The sequence below is a fragment of the uncultured Mailhella sp. genome (assembly GCF_944324575.1).
In the GTDB taxonomy this organism is placed as follows: domain Bacteria; phylum Desulfobacterota; class Desulfovibrionia; order Desulfovibrionales; family Desulfovibrionaceae; genus Mailhella.
Genome location: NZ_CALUWV010000019.1, coordinates 14675 through 33849, shown reverse-complemented (window position 1 = coordinate 33849; position 19175 = coordinate 14675). Strand labels below are relative to the sequence as shown.

Sequence of the window (19175 nt, the reverse complement as noted above, 5' to 3'; positions counted from 1 at the left end):
CCTGCTTCAGGCTCCGGAACTGGCCGACTGGTTTAAAAATGAAAAATAATGCTTGACAGAGTCGGAGTCTCTCTATAGATTCCATCCGTCGGCTAAACGACAATGTCACCATCGTCTATCCGGTTAGGACAGAGGCCTCTCAAGCCTCCAAGACGGGTTCGAATCCCGTTGGTGACACCACAGATTACATAGCCCCCCGTGATTTTCACGGGGGGCTTTTTGATTAGTTGAACTTGTTTTCCTGAACCGAAAGACACGAAAAACGCGACATGACCGGAAGTCATGCCGCGTTTTTTAAATGATTCCGTCGGGCTTGGAGCACCGACCTGCTGACGGACTAGAAGGGAATGTCATCCATGGTGCTCGCTTCCGACGGGAAGGCGGGACCAAGATCTTCATAGCTGTCCTGCTGAGGCGCGCGGCTCTTCGGCGCAGACTGACGGGGAGCCTGAGCGGGACGCGGTGCAGCCTGACGGGGAGCGTATCCCATGCCGTCACCCTCGGCAGGAGCGCCTCCGCTGCGGCGATCAAGGAACTGCACGCGATCGGCACGAATTTCCGTGGTGTAACGGTCCTGTCCGTTCTGATCCTGCCATTTACGCGTGGAGAGCTTGCCTTCCACATACACCAGACTGCCCTTGCGCAGATACTGATTGCAGTTTTCCGCGGCACGCTGGAACACCACGATGCGATGCCATTCCGTGCGCTCCACGCGATTGCCGTCACGGTCGGTATACGATTCATCCGTGGCGACGCGCAGCGTGGTCACGGGAGAACCGCTCTGGGTATAGCGCAGTTCAGGGTCAGCGCCGAGATGGCCTATGATCATGACTTTATTCAGCATGGAAACGAATCCTCTTTACAGTGTGAATACTCGCGGCAAAGGGAAAAAAACCGCGCTCATAACAGCATCAACATAGACCGAATGCCCATGGAACACAAGAAAAATCCTGCCAGTCTCCTCCGGCAAGAATCACGGTGATTTTCCTTCTTTTTCCGGCCAGTCTCAGATTGCCGGACGAAATATCGGCAGATAACGCGGTCAGGTTTTTACCGTGTCGTGCAAAAATACGACCGCTGCTCCGCTGCGACAGAAGACGACGCTTTGCCCGCCGCATTTTGACATGATTGTCATAGTCAAAAAAACAAAACTGTTCTGGAATAACGCTAAAAAATGTACTGTTTCCCCCTCCGCGGGACTTGACGAGCTCGCCGTACAATGCCAGAGTTTGCCGAAAGTGTATACGTTCCTGCTGAAAAAACATTCCGGCAGGCATGAGGGCTCCCGACCGCAGCGCCGGCCCCATATACACGAAATTCAAATCGTGTACGCTGTCAGGAGATGTGTACCATGGAAAAGAAGAATCTGGACTGGGCTAATCTGAGCTTTAGCTACATCAAGACCGATAAACGCTTCGTAGCCAATTACAAAAACGGAGCATGGGAAGACGGTCAGCTTATCGATGACGACAAGGTCGTCATCACTGAATGCGCCGGCGTGCTCCAGTATTCTCAGTCCTGCTTTGAAGGCCTGAAGGCCTATACCACGGAAGACGGTCACGTAGTCTGCTTCCGTCCCGACCTCAACGCTCAGCGCATGGAAGATTCCTGCCGTCGTCTGGAAATGCCGGTATTCCCCGCCGCCCGCTTCGTCGATGCCGTGGTGGAAACCGTGCGTGCCAACCTCGCCTGGGTTCCTCCCTACGGCTCCGGCGCCACGCTGTACATTCGTCCCTATATGTTTGCCAGCTCCGCCGTTATCGGCGTAAAGCCTGCCGACGAATATCAGTTCCGTATTCTGGTCACTCCTGTCGGCCCCTACTTCAAGGGCGGCGCCAAGCCCATCACCATCCGCGTGAGTGATTTCGACCGTGCCGCGCCCCGCGGTACCGGCAACATCAAGGCCGGCCTCAACTACGCCATGAGCCTCCATCCCATCATGGACGCCCATCGTCAGGGCTATGCCGAAAACATGTACCTCGATCCGGCCACCCGTACCAAGGTTGAAGAAACCGGCGGCGCGAACTTCATCTTCATCACGAAGGACGGCAAGCTCGTTACCCCCAAGAGCGACAGCATTCTGCCCTCCATCACCCGTCGCTCTCTGCTCTATGTCGCTCAGCACTATCTGAACATGGAAGTGGAAGAACGTGAAGTTCCCCTGACCGAAGTGCCTTCCTTCGCTGAAGTCGGCCTCTGCGGCACCGCCGCCGTCATTTCTCCCGTAGGCAAAATCGTCAACCACGACGAAGAAATCTGCGTGCCTTCCGGCATGGACGCCATGGGTCCCGTGCTTACCAAGCTGTATGACACTCTCACCGGCATTCAGATGGGCCGCATCGAAGCCCCCGAAGGCTGGATCAAGCACATCGCGTAAGTATAGGAATGATGCCGCCCGAGGCGGCATCATTCAGACATGCCCAAAAGGAAGTCTGCCTCCTTTTTTCGGGCCGCTATAAAAAAAAAGACCGTTCCGCTTCTTTGCGGAACGGTCTTTTTTTTATACTTCTGTTCCTGTTCAGTACTCGCAGAAAAACTCCAGACTCTCTCCGGCAGGTCCGCAGCAAAAAACGTTGCGAATTCTGAAGCTGCGACCGTTCTCCCCATCCTCCACGGCGTTCACGTCCCCGGCCGGACGAATAAGTCTGCATCCTGCGGCAACGCAGTGCTCCAGCATGGCGTCCACGTCTTCAGGGCGTTCCGTCCCTACGGCAATGTGGGAAAACACACCTGTTCCTGAGCCCTCCGCGCCGTACACTATTTCAAGAATACTGTTGCCGAAATCCAGCATGGTAATGTGGCGAGGTCCATTACTCCAGCTTCGCAGCAGAGAAAGTCCTACAACATTTGTGAAAACTCCACCGTTCTTTTGTAAACGTCATGATCCGCAATGGCCATGGCCAGATGATGCAGTCGAATTTCTTTCATGGTTCAGCCTTGTTCCGTTTTACGGCGTCAGCGCAGTACGGAACGAAATGAGTGAAGTTTGTAAAATTCATCCACATATGGAAACTGCTCCTGCATGATTTCCACTCTCCGGGGCAGGTAGTCGCTGTAACTCTGGCGCATGATGATTTCCGCCACGGGAGAGGCCAGCAGATTGCTTTCCTTCTCCAGCCAGAGCGCCTTTTCCAACGTTGCCTCGGACCGGGCACTCTTTTCCATATCGTGCCAGTCTCCAGCGGCAAGACGCAGCGTTCTGCACAGAACCCGCAGGGAATACAGATTGCCGTACACGTCAATGTCGCGTTCATCCTGAAGAATGAACAGTTTGGAATCCTCCCAGCTGGACCATGTGCGGCAGAAGGAATCCACGGATTCACGCAACTGCTCCGAAGAATGCAGACCGCTCATGACGCCGATTACGCCTTTCTCTATGGTGATGCGGGCTTCCTTGACGTAGCGCTCTTCCCACTTGGCCCCCGTACTGTTGATGCTGGACGCACTCGCCGTTGCACGGGCCTGCCACGGAAGGACAAAGGACGATCCCAGAAGACTGGCAAGAACTAAAAGAACGAAGTATGTGTTTTTCATGAAAAAACCCGGAGATATCTTAATAATGTCTTTCGTATAACGTAAAACGACCATGCCGACAAGATGGAAAAGAATGTGCGGACTTTTCGCATGGACATCAGTACCGCCCCCATCCCGACATCATATGCAGAGCTCCGTTCATCTCCGGCACACAGCATGCGCAAATCAGGCTTGACACAGCCGCATCACCTGACTTTAATGGCGTTCCCCTCACGTAAGTCCTTATAACGGAAGGTAAAGGATACTTCCATGCGTTCATCTCGTCTCTTTACGATTCTCCTCGGTATTCTCGCGCTGTCTGCATCCGCCTGCTCCAAAAGCACACTTCAGACACCGTCCGTTCCGGCACAAAGCCGTCCTGCCTCATCCATGGAATTTTCCCAGTCGGCATCATGGCATGAATCCTGGCAGAATCTTTCCGCAAAGCTTCAAAGAGACGGCCTGGACGCTGCGCGCACGAATGCGCTCTTTGCCCGGCTCGATATGCCCCCCTCCGCCGTGCCCATGGGCATAAAGGTCAAGGAACTCTATACGAACAAATTTCTTCCCAGGCCCAAGGCTCAGCCTCAAAAACCGTTTAAAACCAAGCTCGGCATTCCCGGCCCGTGGTTCAAGGGAGTAGTCACCACGGCCAATGCAAAAAAATGCCGGGATTTCATAGATCAGCACGCCGTGGCCTTTGCAAGGGCCGAGCTGAACTACGGCGTTCCCTCTGAGGTGGCCGCAGCCCTGCTTTTTGTAGAAACCCGTCTCGGCGGATACCTCGGCAAGCACAACGCCTTCTATATGCTTGCCAGCATGGCCGTTACCAGAGATCCCGCCGACATTCCCGAGTACATGAGCAAGCTGCCGGGCTCCGAAAACAGGATTCCCTGGATACGCGAAAAAATGGCCGTCAAGGCCGACTGGGCCTACAAGGAACTCAAGGCTCTGCTCTCCTACTGCTATGCCAACGGTCTTGATCCGCTCAAAATCAAAGGTTCCGTCTACGGCGCCATAGGACTGTGCCAGTTCATGCCCAGCAACATTTTCCGCTACGGCGTGGACGGCAATGCCGACGGCGTCATTGATCTGTTCACGGTCGACGACGCCGTAGCCAGCCTGAGCAATTACCTCCGTCGCAACGGATGGCGATCCAATCTCAGCGTAACGGAACAGACCCGGGTACTGCGCACCTACAACGCCATGGACATCTACGCGCATACCATTCTTGCTCTGGCCAGAACCATCCGTCAGCTCGGATGACCGGCAGAATCGTCGCCCCATGCGTCTGCGTTCCATGTCTGTCCTGAGCGAAAAGCTGTTTCCGAAAGGACGGAAAACATGACGGCGCGTTCTGCGGGCACTTCCGTCCGAACGGCATCTGTTCATGAAAAAGCGCTGTCGGAAAATTTCCGGCAGCGCTTTTTACAACGTCCTCAACGGGCTATACTGATTCCTTTTTCACTTCGGAAAAAGGCCTGAGCGTCGGCGATTCCGCCATGATCTTGCGGGCCGCACCATAGAGCCTGTCCAGCGCCCTGTCGGCAATCATGCGCTCCTGCATGGCGGCAATGACGCCCGCCTCCCAAATGGTCTTGCGCAGATCCTCATAATTCTGTCCCGTGCCCTTCGTCATGGCGCGCACGGCATCTTCGGCCTCCTGCCCGCTCACATGAATGCCCTCACGCTCGGCCAGCGCCAGAAGGAATGTATGTCCTTTGGCCTTCTTGCGTGCAAATTCCATGGACTCCTCACGCATATGTTCCAGAATTTCGCGAATGGTCTCTTCGTCGGCATGCTGCTTTTTCAGATAATGCTCGGCATCCCGCTGATGTTCGCGATAAAAACGCATGACAAGACTCTCCGGAAGAGGAAAGTCCTTGCCCTCAAGCTGCTCTTCCATGAGTCTGGTCTTGCCCTCCCGCTGAATCTGTCGCATATGCGAGGCAAAAGTCTGCTGCCACACTTCCTGTTTCAGGGCGTCAAACGTGTCAAAGCCGAGCTTCTGCGCCGTCTCGTCGGTAAGAGGAGGCAGCACTTCCCGCTGCACGCGGCGCAGCACGACGTCAAGCTGCACCTCCCGGCCGCGAAGGACAGGATCGGGGTAGTTGTCCGGACAGATCATGACGCCATGTCCTTCTTCCCCCACATTCAGCGCCCGCACAATGGGATCCATTTCCGGCACCTTTGCCCCGGGCTGCACGGGCAGAAGCTGAAGACGGAAATTGTCGGCCGTCATGCCGGGCAGGGCCTTGCCGTCCACAGTGCCGCGCACGTCCACAGTAAGCAGGTCGTGATCCTCGGGCTTGCGACCGGTGACGTCCTCGTATCGGGCAAGCCTGCGCAGCGCCTGATCGAGCATGGCATTGAGCGCATCGTCCGAAGGCGCAGGATCGGGAACCACCACGGAGAGAGTCTCAAGGTCCGGCAGTTCCACCTCTGGCAGGATGTCGAACGATGAAGAAAATGAAAAGCTCTCCCCTTCCACTGCAGGACTGCCGTGGTACTGAGAAGGACAAAGCGGTCGGATGCCTTCCTTTTTTAGAATCTCCATCATGTTGTCGTCGGCCAGAATTTCCGTGGCATCGGCCGCAACCCGGGAAGCGAAGCGGCTCTTGATGACGTTGACGGGGATCTTGCCTACGCGGAATCCCGGCAGATTCATGCCCTTGCCTATGGCCTTTGCCGCACGATCAAAGGCTTTCTTCACCTCATCCGCACTGCACGTCACGGAAAGACTGACCGACGTGGGGGACGTTTTCTCTATGCTGTATTCCATGAAAAGCTCCTCGTTATTTCCAGGGGCGAAACACCGTTCTCATCAGCTCGTTCAGGGCGCGCTCTTCCAGCATGGCGGCGCGCAGCTCAAACAGCTCGCCGGTACGGGCAAGACTGTGTCGATAGCTCTCCGCGTCCATGTTCTTTCTCGCCGCTCGGACGGCAATCACCCGTTCAAACTCTCCGCCGGGGACCTCAAGACCCTTGTGCTCTGCCCAGCCGAGGAGCAGCGCGCGGGCTCTGGCCTTTCTGCGGGCCGTTTCTCCGGCCTCCGACTTCATGACGACAAGCGTCTGCTTGAGCTTGTCCACGGAATCGAACTGGTTCTGCAGATACTGACGGGAACGGCGCAACGCCTCGCGCTGACACTGACGCACCAGCGCCTCAGGAGCGTCGAAGCCTTCCATGGTCTCCAGCCTGTTCTGGAGCGCCTTTTTGCCCTCCGAATATTTATGAACTCTGTCCATTTCCAGGGCACGGGCGTGCGCAGATGCGGAAACGGCTCCGGCATCATGAAAACCGAGGCTTTTTGCCACGTCGTCCGTCAGAACGGGAAGCTCTTCCCGCTCAATGCCGCGAAGGGTGACCACCAGCTCAATGTCCCTTCCCCTCATGGAGGGATCGGGATAATTGTCAGGACAGGGCGTCGTGCCCGTGCCGGTTTCGCCCACGCAAAGACCGCGGACAATGGGATCAAGATCAGGGGTCTTTTCCCCCGGCCTTGTCGGCATGAGTCTCATCCGGCATGAACCGGTGTTCATGCCCGCCACGGTGCGACCGCCCACTTTGCCCGTCACTTCCACCTGCACGATGTCGCCGTCCTGAGGTCTCCCTTCGGTCACGGGAATTCTTCGTGCCGCGCGACCGAGAATGTCGCGCATGAACAGCGATTCCTGCACGGGATCAGCCTGCGGCTCCTCTTCATGTATTTGAATGGCCTCCAGATCGGGCAGCGCACGGTCCTCAAGCACACAGAACTCCACGCTGAAACGGAACGCCTCTCCCCGTCTGGCGTTTTCCCCCTCGTACATGAGCCCCGCTGCGGGAACGAGGGATTCTCTGGCAAGAGCCTCATCAATCCCAAGAGTCACGAGCGCGTCCGTGGCGGCGTCGGAAATCTGCTGAAAAAAACGCTTCTCCAGAATCTCCAGAGGGGCCTTCCCCGGACGAAAGCCGGCCATCCGGAACGACGCGCCGAACGGCAGAGCCGCCTTTTTCCACGCCGCAAGCACCTGCTGAGGCGAAAAGACCACCGTCAAGCGACGCAGTCCCCCGTCTTCTCTGTCCAACTGATATTCCATAATCAAACCTGAATCATTATTTAAATGTTGCGAATGCTCCGGACGCAGAACTGTGCCTTTTCACGAAGTCGGAAAAGTGCCGGAGTCTCAGACGGCGGAGTGCCCGTCCGCATGCTCCGGACGCCCCATGACGAGCTCCACCTGTCCTGTCTTTTCCTCCACGCGCTCCTGGAGCACGACCAGCCCTCTTTTGCGATAAAACGAGACGGCCCGTTCGTTTTCCCTGTATACGCTGAGCGTCAGTTCCGGATGCATCCGGCCCGCAATGCGAAACAGTCTGCTTCCAAGTCCCTTTCCCTGCGCGCAGGGAGCAACAAAGAGCGCGGCAAGATGCGTGTCGACAAAAGCCAGAAAGGCGTCGATACGCCCGGTTGCATCGTCGGTATGCACAACAATTTCATCACTCATGGGAAGATAAAGCGTGCGCATGTCTTCAACCGCAGATTCCCAGTATGCACGGGGAATGAATCCGTGTGCCTCCAGAGAAGCTTCAAGCCACACGCGCACCACATCTTCCGCGTCATCATTGCAAAAAGGACGTATCATGCAGCCTCCGCGCCGATATTGTAACATAACAGCGGGAATGGCAAGATGCCGTCATGCCTGCTTGCACTTGCTCCGCGCTCATGTCATTCTGCCCTCGAAAAACACAAGACGGGCGTCGTCGACGTCCGCCCCTTTTTCAGTATCGTTCTGCCGCTGTCCATTCCGGTTCTTCTCCTGTTTCGGAGTGCCGGACGACATCGGCACAGCGTTCAGGCCTTTCTTTCCGCCCCTGCGGACGGAACGCCTGAAGGCGGCGCCTGCCGCTTTTTTAAAGGAATCATATTTTCCAACAACGCTCTCAAGAGGTGCATTCATGCATATCGCTGCTTCCGGGGCTGCGGCCCTCATTCTCGCGCTTTCCTGTTCCGCCATGCCAGCTCTGGCCATGCCTGGCGCCGGGGACGGCATGACCGTCCGGACCTCCGACCCCGAGAACCGATTCGACCAGATGGACACGAATCACGACAAGAAGCTCACCTGGGAGGAACTTTCCGCCGCAAGACCGAATCTCAGCCGCAACGCCTTCGACATCATAGACACAAGCCGCGACGGGACCATCAGTCTCGATGAATGGAAGGCCTTTTCCGCCGGACACGGAGGTTCCATGAGCATGCCCGAAATGAGCGAAATGATGAAGGCCATGCGCGGGGCCGGGGACAGCGGAAAGCCCATGCCCCCTTCCGACGGCATGCCGCTCATCATGCCCCCCTCGAAGAGCGACGCCGTGGCTCCCTCGCCTGAAAAATCCGTGAAGACCGGCTCGGGAATGCTGCTCATCACGCCTCCAGCGGAGGCGAAATAACATGAAGGACGCCTCCATTCTCGTTCATGCCGGACGCGCTCCCCTTCGCGTCGGCGGCCCCGTCAACATGCCGGTGCATCGCGCCTCCACCATCGTTTCTCCCACGCTGGAAGAATTCGATGCCAACGAAGCCGGAGATGCCAAGTTCCGCAACGTCTGCTACGGGGCGCTCGGTACGGAAAACGCCTTTGCCCTGTGCGACGCCGTAAACAGACTGGAACAGGGCGCGGGTGCCATGGTGACGAGTTCCGGCCTTGCCGCGTGCACGCAGTCGCTGCTCGCCTTTGTGTGTGCCGGGGACCACGTGCTCATGCCCGACAGTGTCTACGGCCCGCAAAGAATGTTCTGCGAGACCATTCTTCGCCGCTTCGGCGTGGAAACGACATTCTATGATCCGCGCATCGGCGCAGGCATAGACATTCTCATCAAGGCGAACACGAGAGTCATCTATACGGAAGCGCCGGGGTCCCTCACGTTTGAAATGCAGGATATTCCCGCCATAGTGAAGGCTGCCCATGCGCATGGCGCCATCGTCATCATGGACAACACCTGGGCCGGACCTCTCTACTTCAAGCCGCTCACCGTCGGCGTGGACATCTGCGTGGAGGCCGCCACCAAGTTCATTGCCGGTCACTCCGATCTTGTCATGGGCATCATCATCGCCCGCACGGACGAGCTCTACCGGCGCATGCGATCCTTCTGCGTGCAGATGGGGGAAATCGCCTCTCCCGACGACTGCTACATGGCTCTTCGCGGTCTGCGTACCATGCAGGTCCGCATGCAGACGCAATTTGCCCAGGCGCTCACTCTTGCGCGCTGGCTGCAGAGCCGTCCCGAAGTTCTGCAGGTACTCTATCCTCCGCTCGAGGGAGACCCCGGACACGAACTGTGGGCACGCGACTTTACGGGGGGCGGCTCGCTCTTCTCCATTGTTCTGCCGAAGATGGAGAAAAAGGCTGTGGCGGCCATGCTCAACGGCTACAGGATGTTCAGCATAGGCGCAAGCTGGGGCGGCTACGACAGCCTTGTGGAACACTGCCATCCTCAGCGCACGGCTCTCAACCGCATCTCGCCCGTATGGAACGATGACAACTGCACGCTCGTGCGCTACGCCATAGGCCTTGAAGACGTGGAAGACCTCAAGGCCGATCTGGAAGAAGGATTTGCCCGCCTGACTGCCGCGCGCTCCTGAAGACGACGGGGACGCCCCCGCTTGTACGGAACCGCAACGACCGGAGCAAAAACAGCGAAAACCCTTTTCCTTCCATTGACAAAGGCAAGAACCGTTCCTATTTTTACCGAAACCACTTTTCTGGAGATTTACATGATCAATCTTTCCGACGCTGCCCGTCAGGAGCTTGAGGCTTTCTTTGCCGACAAGCCCAGAACCGGCATCCGCATCTACCTGGCCCCCGGCGGCTGAAGCGGTCCTCGTCTTGCTCTGGCTCTGGATGAGCCTAACGACAATGATCAGGCCTTCGAAGTCAACGGATTCACGTTCTGTCTGGAAAAATCGCTGCTGGAACGCATCGGCGGCGTAAAAATCGACGTAAGCTACATGGGCTTCATCGTCGAACCTGAACTTCCGCTTCAGGGCGGGAGCAGCTGCGGTTCCTGCGGCAGCTCCTGCGGCAGTCACTAAAAAGAGTCCGCTTCGAGGTTCAGGGAAGGGCGACCTTCCCCATATACCCACCCTTACCCAACGGAGCATCCCTGTGTTTACTCTTACCGAAAGCGCCCGCACCGAACTTGACGCCTTCTTCGCCGACAAGGAAAAATCTGCCATTCGTCTGTATCTCGCCCCCGGCGGATGCAGCGGCCCCCGCATCGGTCTTGCCCTTGATGAACCCAACGAGCAGGACTTCGTCGCCGAACAGGACGGTTATACCTTCTGTGCGACGAAGGAACTGTGGGCCACCATCGGTGGAGCCACCGTCGACGCGAGCCCCATGGGCTTCCTCGTCACGCCCGAAATCCCCCTGCCGAACATGGGCGGAGGATGCGGCTGCTCCAGCTGCGGTACCGGTACCTGTGGCGGCGGCTGCCACCACTAAACCTCTTCAGCGGTTTTCGGAAACCGTCGTCGACCTGACTTTTCGCTTCTCCTGTTTGAAACGAAACTCCGTCAGCAGACGCGTCATGCCGATTTCTTCGTCGTGACGCGACAAACGGAATTCCGAGATCATATTAAGGCCGCCGTGCTTCGGGCATGGCGGCCTTTCCATTGGCAGCGGCGACTTCGTGTCGCATTGCCGCCTTCACTCATCCGCCGCGCTCACACGCCGCCCCTTTGCTTTCGCCCCGACGTCGCAGTCCGCCGGGCTTCCTTTTTCCTCGTTACGGCCGCACAAGGAGAAGATCATGTTCTCGTTCTGGAAAATGACTCCGGGAGGAAATCCCACCATTCTTTTTAAAGCCGAGGACATCCCTCACTCCGCACGGGCCATGGTGGCCAACGCCGTCATGAGCGACCAGCACATCGGTGCGGAACAGGCCGGATATGTCCGTTTTGAAGGCACGCCGAGGCTGGACATGATGGGCGGCGAATTCTGCCTCAACGCCACGCGCTGCTTTGCCGTGCTGCTTGCGGAACAGGGACTGCTCGCCCGGGAAGGAAACGCCCTTGCCGGGCGCGTGGAGGTGTCCGGAGTACCGGACACGGTGGCCGTGCGCGTTCTTCCCCGCAAAAACGATCTGCCCTTTGCCGAAGCCTGTCTGCACTTTTCCGCTCTTCCCGAGCCGGAAGCCTTCCCGGGAAACGTATCACTGGTGCGAGTTCCCGGCATAGCTCACATCATTCAGACCGGACAGGTTCCATCCCGGAGCTTGCTGGCCTCCTTTTGCTCTCAACAGCGTCTGGCCTGTTCCGTTGCCGAAGAAGAAGCCGTGGGCCATCTCTGGCTGAAATGCGAGTCTCCGTCGCCTGATGGTCAGCAGGCCGAACTTCACCCCGTCGTATGGGTCAGGGACACTGGCTCCCTGTGCAGCGAAAGCGCCTGCGGCTCCGGCACGCTGGCCTCGGCCGTTCTCCTTCATGCCAGGACCGGGGCAGAACGCTTCCGCATCGTTCAGCCCAGCGGATGCGCGCTCTTTGTGCGCATGGAACATTCGACCGACGGCTGGGATATATGGGTCGGAGGGCCGGTGCGCATGACAGTCAGGGGAGAAACCGACCTTACGGGCATTCTCTAATGTCTTGCCGGTCCAACTTCCGGCGAGGCCGACAGACGACAGCTTTCCGTATCTCTCCGGCAGGACTCCCCTCAGGTTGAAGACAGACCAGGTCGTCCCCGGTTTCTCTGAAGGGAACATTCCCTGACGGGGATCTCACAACACGCCCCGGCAGGGCCTTCATTCACACTTTATAACAGTTGCGGAAGCTGTTTTCTCTTGCCAACTTCGACAGGATGATTAGACTTAACACCATAATGTTCAAGACTTCAGCCTGACGAGGGTTTCTTCATGCACTGCCCCAACTGCCACGCCAGCATTCCCGACGACAGCAAGTCCTGCCCTAACTGCGGACAGCCCGTCATCCATGTTCGAGACATCGTAGATGCCGAGCTTGTGGATCACCCGCACGGAGAAGAACCACGCGGCGGCTTCCATCAGCGCGTCGTATTCATGCAGTCAAACGGCAGCCAGCTTCTTCCCTCCTGCCAGATGGGCATCATCACCCTGGCGCTGGCCTTTGCCATGGGACTCAAATTCGGACTTCTCGCCTGCATAGGTTTTCTGGTCTTTTCCGGCATAGCCCGGGTCATTACCTTTGCCGTAAACATACAGCTTGCCATGATGGGACGCACCATCAACCCCCTTGTTCTGCAGATATTCTCCTGGTTCTGCTGCTGGTCGCTGGTCGCCTGGCTGGCGTCCTGAGGCGCGCCGCAACGCTGTTCTTCTGCGTCCGTTTCGGCCTCCGCAGTTCGGCCGGGAGGACTTTTTCCATCCGTGTGCCCATCGTCAGTGACGGCATGGGGTAAATACCCGGGTCTTTCCTTTTTCAATACACAGGCGCTCTTTTCCCATGCAGGGGATCTCCCTTTCCCCTGCACGGCGGGCGTCTTTTCTTTCTGCCCATCTTCTGCTATTTGCCCTCCCATGAATACCTTTCCTTCCACTCTTGCTTCTCCCGGCGAAGCCGAGGTGCTGTTTCTCGATCTCGACGGAACGCTCACCGATCCTTCAGAAGGCATTACCCGGGCCGTCATGTACGCGCTCAAACGCTTCGGCATTCATGAGGAAGACCCGGCAAAACTCTATCCCTTCATCGGGCCGCCGCTCTACGACTCCTTCATGCAATACTACGGCTTTAATCTGCCTGCGGCCTACAAGGCCATAGAATACTTTCAGGAATACTACTCACAGCAGGGCATGTACGAAAACGTGCCCTACCCCGGCATTCGGGAACTCCTGTATGCATGGCAGAGAGAAGGACGAAAGCTCGTACTTGCCACGTCCAAGCCCGAAGTGTTTGCCGTGCGCATTCTGGAACGCTTCGGCATGGCCGATGCTTTCACGCTCATGGCGGGCGGAGACGTTGCCGAAACCCGCGTGGAAAAAAAAATGGTCATCGACCATGCCATGAACAGGCTCGGGCTTGAAGATGCGCGGGGCTGTCTCATGATCGGCGACAGGAAGTTTGATGTGCTCGGCGCGGCCGAACACGGCATGCCGACACTCGGCGTGCTTTACGGCTTCGGCAGCAGAGAAGAACTCTCACAGGCCGGCGCCTCATGGCTGGCTGAAGATATTGGCGAGCTCGGTCGCCTGCTCTCTGATACTCAAGCCTGAACGCTGCGCTTCACTCCTGCCGCCTCCGGATGACCTCCCGTGTGCCCCGTGCGGCAGGAGCCTGCGTCACTCGTTCATCCTGCAAACATCAAAGGACGGCGGTTCCCCAGCAGGGAATCGCCGTCCTTTTTTTGCAACTGTATGTCTTGACTTTACTTTTCGATGGTTTCCATGGTGAGGTGCGTATTGGTGAACACGCAGATGTCCGCTGCAATGGACATGGATTCCTTCACTATTTCCGCAGGCGACATGGACGTATGACGAAGCAGCGCCCGCGCAGCGGAAAGCGCATAGGCTCCGCCGGAGCCGATGGCGGCGACTCCGTCGTCCGGCTCCACCACGTCACCCGTGCCGGTAAGAATGAGCGTTCTGTCGGCATCGGCCACCAGAAGCAGCGCTTCGAGCTTACGCAGAAACTTGTCCTGCCTCCAGTCCTTGGCCATTTCCACGGCGGCGCGCAAAAGATTGCCGCCAGACTCTTCCAGCTTGGCCTCAAAGCGTTCAAACAGCGTGAAGGCGTCTGCCGTAGCTCCGGCAAAACCGGCCACGACCTGACCGCGATAAAGACGGCGCACCTTTCTGGCCGTATGCTTCATGACCATGCTCTGTCCCATGGTCACCTGTCCGTCGCCGCCGATGGCTACACCATGTTCATTACGCACGGCAAGAATGGTCGTTCCTCTCAATTCCATCGCTATCTCCTGCCCTATCGGGCTTCTTTCATGATTTTGGCGCGTTCTGCTGCCTTTTTCTCATAATCTTTGATGGCTTTCTTTTCCTGCGGGCTGCGGGCCGCAGCCTTCGCCTTTTCCAGCCAGTTGTCCGCCTTGCGCTGATCATTGACGTAAAGCGCGGCGTAGGCAAGGTGCAGATATCCCTCGCTCAGCCTGTTGACCGCACCGAGGGAACGCCCGTAATAGGTGTGCACCTCGCTGTCCTCCGGCACATAGCGCAGCACTTCACGATAGCGTTGCTGGGCACCCGCCCTGTCTCCCGAGTCGTCGAGAATGCGGGCATAAAAGAACAGCCCGTAAAAGTCGCCCGGATACAGACGAAGCGCCTTTTCAAGATACGTGCGGGCGCGCCGGATATCACCGCCCTTGGTGTACTCGAAAATGCCCGCCTCGCGCAGAATGAGCGCATCATCGGGAGCAAGCCGGAGCGCGGACTGGAAAAAGCCCTCCGCATCCCTGATGCGGTTCTGCCTCGCCGCAAGCATGCCCAGCCCCATGAGACTGACGGCATCCTTGTCCCCGCCTTTGGCAAAAATCTGCTCCGCATGAGCGGCATCACCGTGTCTTGCCCAGAGCAGCGCCTTCACGCGAAGAAAGCGCGAATCATCCTCCCTGCGGTTTCTGATTTCCGCAGGCATGGTCTGAATGTCGGCCCTCAGTCTGGAAAGCCGGACATCCAGATCCGGGTGCGTGGAAAGATAGGTGGGAACTGCGGAAGAGCCTCCCCAGTCCTGAGACTTCAGTACCTCGAACGCTCCGCCCAGTCCCTGAGGTCTGTACCCGGCATTCACCAGATATCGGAGTCCGAAGCGGTCGGCATCGTCTTCATCAAGACGGCTGTAGTTCAGCATGGCCGAAGAACCCGCGGCCATGCTTCCCATCATGGCTGCGCCTCCGGCGTTTCCGCCGCCGGAAAGACCGGCGGCCACACCTGCCACCACACCGAGCAGCGACGCCAGAGAAATGACTCTGCCGCGCTCCATGCGTCCGGCAATGTGCCGCTGCGTAACGTGCGCAATTTCATGGGAAAGCACGCCGGCAAGCTCGGATTCGTGGTTCAGGTGCATGATGAGCCCGGAAAAGACGAACACGAAGCCGCCGGGAGCGGCAAAGGCATTCAACGAGTTGTGCAGAACGACGTTGGCCGGGAACTTGTACGGCTGCGGAGGAAGCGTTTTTACGATGCGGTCCACGACGCCCTGCACATAGTCATGCACCACCGGATCTTCGATGATGGGCATGGTGGACTTGACCAGGACCTCAAATTCCCGGCCCATCTTCATTTCGTCCTGAAGCGTAAAGTCCCCGAAGAGCGCAGCCTCAGCCTGCACGGGTGAAAAAAGCACGCCGATCATGCACACTGCGGCCATCACGGAACGTAGTCGCATCACAGTTTTCCCGGCCTTCCGGCCTGTCAGGCGATATCCCACACCGCGCCTGAGGGCGTATCGCGCACTTCTATGCCCATGGCCGCAAGCGCGTCACGGGTCGCGTCGGACCTGGCAAAATCCCTGGCGGCGCGGGCTTCGGCGCGTTCCGCCATGAGTTCCATCACCTTGTTCACGTCAATGCCGGCACGCTTTGCGCGTGTGTCGCGCAGCTCTTCCAGAAATTCCGAAGGTTCCCTGCCGAAAACGCCGAGCACCTCGGACCACACTCCGGCAAGCGTCGTGAAGCGAGCCAGGAGATCCCGTATGCCTTCCTTGTTGCGCAGTCCCTTGTCTTCGAGAATGCGGTTCATGAGACGAATCATGCCGAAAACATGACCAAGCGCGCCGGCCGTGTTCAAGTCGTCGTCCATGGCCTCGAAAAAGCCCTTTTCCAGCATGTCGTATTCATCCAGCACCGAGGCAGGAGTTTCGCCCTTTTTCCAGGACTCACGAAGAGAGGCGGCATGCGCGTCGCGCAGGCATTCATACACGCGTTTGAGTGCGCGTTCCGCCTCATCCAACCCTTCAAAGCTGAAATCTATGGGACTGCGGTAATGCTTGCCAAGCAGGAAGAACCGCAACGTTTCCGGCTGACGATGTTCCAGGATGTCGCGGATCGTCTTGAAGTTGTTCAGCGACTTGGACATCTTTTCGGAGTTGATCTGCACAAATCCGTTGTGCACCCAGAAGCGGGCAAGTTCCTTGCCGGTCGAGGCCTCGCTCTGGGCTATCTCGTTCTCATGATGGGGGAAAATAAGATCCTGTCCGCCTCCGTGAATGTCGAGCGGCAGATCAAGATTTTTCTTGCTCATGGCCGAGCACTCCAGATGCCAGCCGGGGCGTCCCTTGCCCCACGGACTTTCCCAGAAAGGTTCGCCTGGTTTGGCGGCCTTCCAGAGGGCGAAGTCCAGAGGATCTTCCTTCTCCTCGCCAATGGCAATGCGCGCACCGGAGCGCAGGTCGTCAACGTCTCTGCCGGACAGCTTGCCGTAACCGGGGAAAGAACGAACGCGGAAATACACGTCGCCGGACGGCACGGCGTAGGCGTGTCCGCCGTCGATGAGCGTCTGAATCAGCGTCTGCATCTCGCCGATGTATTCCGTGGCCCGGGGCTCGATGTCGGCCCGGCGGACATTGAGGCGATCCATGTCCTCATGAAAGGCGGCAATATAGGTTTCGGCAACTTCCGTGCAGGTCCTGCCCTCGCGGTTGGCACGGGCAATAATCTTGTCGTCCACGTCGGTGAAGTTGCGGACAAAGGTCACATCGTAGCCGAGATGACGCAGATACCGGTTCAGCACATCGAACACCACCGCGGAACGGGCATGGCCGATATGGCTGAGATCATATGCCGTGATGCCGCAGGCGTACATGCCCACCTTGCCGGCGTGGCGAGGCTCGAAGTTTTCCTTGCGGCGTGTCATGGTATTATACAACTGCATGGGTTTTCTCCCGTGTTGCGGTCTTCTGATGACGTGCCCGGCCTTGAATCCCGGGCGCGGCAGCCGTCCTTTCTTCTTCGTCGGAGAAAGGCCGTACCTTCATTAAATAAATCTTCATCCGGCCCCGTCCAGAGCATCGACGGGGCCGGATGAACAAAAAGCACATTTTCCTTCCGGCCGCGAGCAGCCCCGTTCTCTTTCCGGTCGCAGCATCTCCCCGGTATCTGTCGGAAAAGAACCGTATTTCCCCGCGTTCACAACGTCCGCAGACTCTGCCGAACATATCGGGAGAGACCCAGCATCCGTTTCGGGGCTTTTTTGAGCTCAGGATGCCGGACGCGGCGAAAAAACGGATGGAAGCGCTCCGCACTTCCATCCGCTGGATTACTTCGACGCGCGCTCAATGCGCTTCAGGCTTTCTTCCCTGCCGAGTCCGACCATGACGTCATGCACGGAGGGACCGCCAGCAAGACCGGTAAGCGCGGAACGCAGAGGCGGACCGACCTGCTTGAACTTGAGTCCGCCCTTTTCCACGTATTCGTGAAGGAGCTTGTCCAGAGCCTCGCCGTTGAACTCGGGCATGGCGGCGATCATATCATGAAGCACCGTGAGCTGATGCTTGCCGTCTTCGTTCAGGGCCTTCATGGCCTTCTCTTCAATCACCAGCTCTTCGGCAGGCTTGAAGTAGATGGTAAGCGCCTGAGCCAGTGCCGCAAGGTCGGAAGCCCGCTCGATATACATGGGAAGCAGCGGTTCGATCTTTTCCACAGGTTCGTCGTATCCCAGTTTTTCAAGGAAGGGACGCACCATGGCGGCAAGCTGAGGCATCGGCGTATGCCGCAGGTAATGGGCGTTGAGCCACTTCAGCTTTTCGGGGTCGAAGGCTGCGGGAGAGCTGTTCAGGTTGTTGCCGTCGAAAAGCTCCACCAGTTCCTTGAGCGAAAAGATTTCCTGATCGCCGTGCGACCAGCCCAGACGAACCAGATAGTTCACCAGAGCCTGAGGCAGCAGTCCGTCCTGCTCGTACTCAATGACGGCGCGGGCTCCGTGCCGCTTGGACAGCTTCTGATGATCGGGGCCGCAGATCATGGGCACGTGACCGAAGGTGGGCACTTCGAAACCGAGGGCATGATACAGAAGAATCTGCTTGGGCGTGTTGGAAACATGGTCGTCGCCGCGCAGAACGTGCGTGACGCCCATGTCGTGGTCGTCGACCACTACGGCAAGGTTGTAGGTGGGCATGCCGTCGGTACGGCGCAGCACCATGTCGTCAAGCTCGGAAACGTCCACGGAAATGGTGCCTTTCACCATGTCGTTGAACACGATGCGGCCCTCATCCGGCACTCGCAGACGCACTACTCTGCCGGGCCCGGCCGTCAGGCCGCGGTCGCGGCACTTGCCGTTGTAGCGGGGCTTTTCGCCTCTGGCGCGGGCCACTTCACGCATGGCTTCCACTTCCTCGGGAGTGCAGTCGCACCAGTAGGCGTGACCGGTTTCCAGAAGCTTGTCGATATAGGCGTTGTAAATGTCAAGACGCTTGCTCTGATAGGTCAGATCGCCGTCCCAGTCCAGGCCAAGCCACTTCATGGAGGCAAGGATGGAATCGGTATATTCCTGTCTGGAACGCGTAGCGTCGGTATCCTCAATGCGCAGGCGGAACTCGCCGCCGTAATGGCGGGCAAGAAGCCAGCAGAAAATGGCGGTCCGGCCGCCGCCGATATGCAGATGACCGGTGGGGCTGGGAGCAAATCTCGTAACGACTTTCATGATGCTCATCCGAATAATCAGAAGGTTATGTAAAAGGAAGCGAAACCAAAGGGACTATCGCCGCT

At 57.8% G+C, this 19175-nt stretch carries 20 protein-coding genes and 1 tRNA gene; 10 read left to right on the top strand and 11 right to left on the bottom strand.

Annotated features, from left to right (window positions below):
* Positions 1 to 104 precede the first annotated feature (104 nt).
* A tRNA-Glu gene (locus tag Q0J81_RS04075) sits at positions 105 to 180 on the top strand.
* Between the two features lie 157 nt (positions 181 to 337).
* On the opposite strand, the gene Q0J81_RS04070 is transcribed toward Q0J81_RS04075, so the two are convergent.
* Positions 338 to 844 carry a single-stranded DNA-binding protein gene (locus Q0J81_RS04070; RefSeq protein WP_294446160.1) on the bottom strand — a complete coding sequence of 169 codons (507 nt, stop codon included), beginning with the start codon at positions 842 to 844 and terminating at the stop codon, positions 338 to 340.
* Positions 845 to 911: 67 nt separating this feature from the next.
* Positions 912 to 1277, bottom strand: coding sequence for a hypothetical protein (locus tag Q0J81_RS04065; RefSeq protein WP_294446159.1), 366 nt, complete (start codon positions 1275 to 1277; stop codon positions 912 to 914).
* Positions 1278 to 1342: 65 nt separating this feature from the next.
* Here Q0J81_RS04065 and Q0J81_RS04060 point away from each other — a divergent pair, with 65 nt between their 5' ends.
* Positions 1343 to 2377, top strand: a complete 1035-nt coding sequence (locus Q0J81_RS04060) for a branched-chain amino acid aminotransferase (RefSeq protein ID WP_294446158.1) — start codon at positions 1343 to 1345, stop codon at positions 2375 to 2377.
* A gap of 141 nt (positions 2378 to 2518) precedes the next feature.
* Here Q0J81_RS04060 and Q0J81_RS04055 read toward each other — a convergent pair whose 3' ends face one another.
* Together Q0J81_RS04055 and Q0J81_RS04050 are read right to left on the bottom strand one after the other, a co-directional pair.
* Positions 2519 to 2791 (bottom strand): hypothetical protein, encoded by a 273-nt coding sequence (locus Q0J81_RS04055; RefSeq protein WP_294446157.1) that lies wholly within the window; start codon positions 2789 to 2791, stop codon positions 2519 to 2521.
* A gap of 164 nt (positions 2792 to 2955) precedes the next feature.
* A complete protein-coding gene (locus Q0J81_RS04050) occupies positions 2956 to 3534 on the bottom strand; it encodes a hypothetical protein (RefSeq protein ID WP_294446156.1) in 579 nt (192 codons plus the stop codon).
* Positions 3535 to 3783: 249 nt separating this feature from the next.
* On the opposite strand from Q0J81_RS04050, the gene Q0J81_RS04045 reads away from it, so the two are divergent.
* Positions 3784 to 4779 (top strand): lytic murein transglycosylase, encoded by a 996-nt coding sequence (locus tag Q0J81_RS04045; RefSeq protein ID WP_294446155.1) that lies wholly within the window; start codon positions 3784 to 3786, stop codon positions 4777 to 4779.
* 181 nt (positions 4780 to 4960) lie between these two features.
* On the opposite strand, the gene tig is transcribed toward Q0J81_RS04045, so the two are convergent.
* From tig to Q0J81_RS04030, 3 genes are all read right to left on the bottom strand, one after another.
* On the bottom strand, positions 4961 to 6295 hold the full coding sequence (gene tig / locus Q0J81_RS04040) for a trigger factor (RefSeq protein WP_294446154.1): 1335 nt from the start codon (positions 6293 to 6295) through the stop codon (positions 4961 to 4963).
* Positions 6296 to 6308: 13 nt separating this feature from the next.
* The gene (locus Q0J81_RS04035; RefSeq protein ID WP_294446153.1) at positions 6309 to 7595 is read right to left on the bottom strand and encodes a trigger factor; all 1287 of its coding nucleotides are present in this window, start codon (positions 7593 to 7595) and stop codon (positions 6309 to 6311) included.
* An 87-nt stretch (positions 7596 to 7682) separates the two neighbouring features.
* A complete protein-coding gene (locus Q0J81_RS04030; RefSeq protein ID WP_294446152.1) occupies positions 7683 to 8141 on the bottom strand; it encodes a GNAT family N-acetyltransferase in 459 nt (152 codons plus the stop codon).
* Between the two features lie 313 nt (positions 8142 to 8454).
* Here Q0J81_RS04030 and Q0J81_RS04025 point away from each other — a divergent pair, with 313 nt between their 5' ends.
* The 7 genes from Q0J81_RS04025 (at position 8455) to Q0J81_RS03995 (ending at position 13737) form a co-directional block, all read left to right on the top strand.
* Positions 8455 to 8943, top strand: a complete 489-nt coding sequence (locus tag Q0J81_RS04025; protein ID WP_294446151.1) for an EF-hand domain-containing protein — start codon at positions 8455 to 8457, stop codon at positions 8941 to 8943.
* Between the two features lies 1 nt (position 8944).
* A complete protein-coding gene (gene metC, locus Q0J81_RS04020) occupies positions 8945 to 10135 on the top strand; it encodes a cystathionine beta-lyase (RefSeq protein ID WP_294446150.1) in 1191 nt (396 codons plus the stop codon).
* 132 nt (positions 10136 to 10267) lie between these two features.
* Entirely contained in the window at positions 10268 to 10585 is a 318-nt protein-coding gene (locus Q0J81_RS04015) for an IscA/HesB family protein (RefSeq protein ID WP_294446149.1), read from the top strand.
* Positions 10586 to 10658: 73 nt separating this feature from the next.
* On the top strand, positions 10659 to 10997 hold the full coding sequence (locus Q0J81_RS04010; protein WP_294446148.1) for an IscA/HesB family protein: 339 nt from the start codon (positions 10659 to 10661) through the stop codon (positions 10995 to 10997).
* Positions 10998 to 11304: 307 nt separating this feature from the next.
* Complete coding sequence (locus Q0J81_RS04005) at positions 11305 to 12135, top strand: hypothetical protein (protein WP_294446147.1); 831 nt, start codon at positions 11305 to 11307, stop codon at positions 12133 to 12135.
* Between the two features lie 270 nt (positions 12136 to 12405).
* Entirely contained in the window at positions 12406 to 12822 is a 417-nt protein-coding gene (locus tag Q0J81_RS04000) for a zinc ribbon domain-containing protein (RefSeq protein WP_294446146.1), read from the top strand.
* A 222-nt stretch (positions 12823 to 13044) separates the two neighbouring features.
* Complete coding sequence (locus Q0J81_RS03995; protein WP_294446145.1) at positions 13045 to 13737, top strand: HAD hydrolase-like protein; 693 nt, start codon at positions 13045 to 13047, stop codon at positions 13735 to 13737.
* Positions 13738 to 13889: 152 nt separating this feature from the next.
* Here Q0J81_RS03995 and hslV read toward each other — a convergent pair whose 3' ends face one another.
* The 4 genes from hslV to gltX all read right to left on the bottom strand — a co-directional run bounded on the left by hslV (position 13890) and on the right by gltX (position 19113).
* Complete coding sequence (hslV, locus tag Q0J81_RS03990) at positions 13890 to 14429, bottom strand: ATP-dependent protease subunit HslV (RefSeq protein WP_294446144.1); 540 nt, start codon at positions 14427 to 14429, stop codon at positions 13890 to 13892.
* 14 nt (positions 14430 to 14443) lie between these two features.
* The gene (locus Q0J81_RS03985; protein ID WP_294446143.1) at positions 14444 to 15859 is read right to left on the bottom strand and encodes a M48 family metallopeptidase; all 1416 of its coding nucleotides are present in this window, start codon (positions 15857 to 15859) and stop codon (positions 14444 to 14446) included.
* 26 nt (positions 15860 to 15885) lie between these two features.
* Positions 15886 to 17343 (bottom strand): cysteine--tRNA ligase, encoded by a 1458-nt coding sequence (gene cysS / locus Q0J81_RS03980; protein ID WP_294446142.1) that lies wholly within the window; start codon positions 17341 to 17343, stop codon positions 15886 to 15888.
* 384 nt (positions 17344 to 17727) lie between these two features.
* Positions 17728 to 19113 (bottom strand): glutamate--tRNA ligase, encoded by a 1386-nt coding sequence (gene gltX / locus Q0J81_RS03975; RefSeq protein ID WP_294446162.1) that lies wholly within the window; start codon positions 19111 to 19113, stop codon positions 17728 to 17730.
* Between the last annotated feature and the right edge of the window lie 62 nt (positions 19114 to 19175).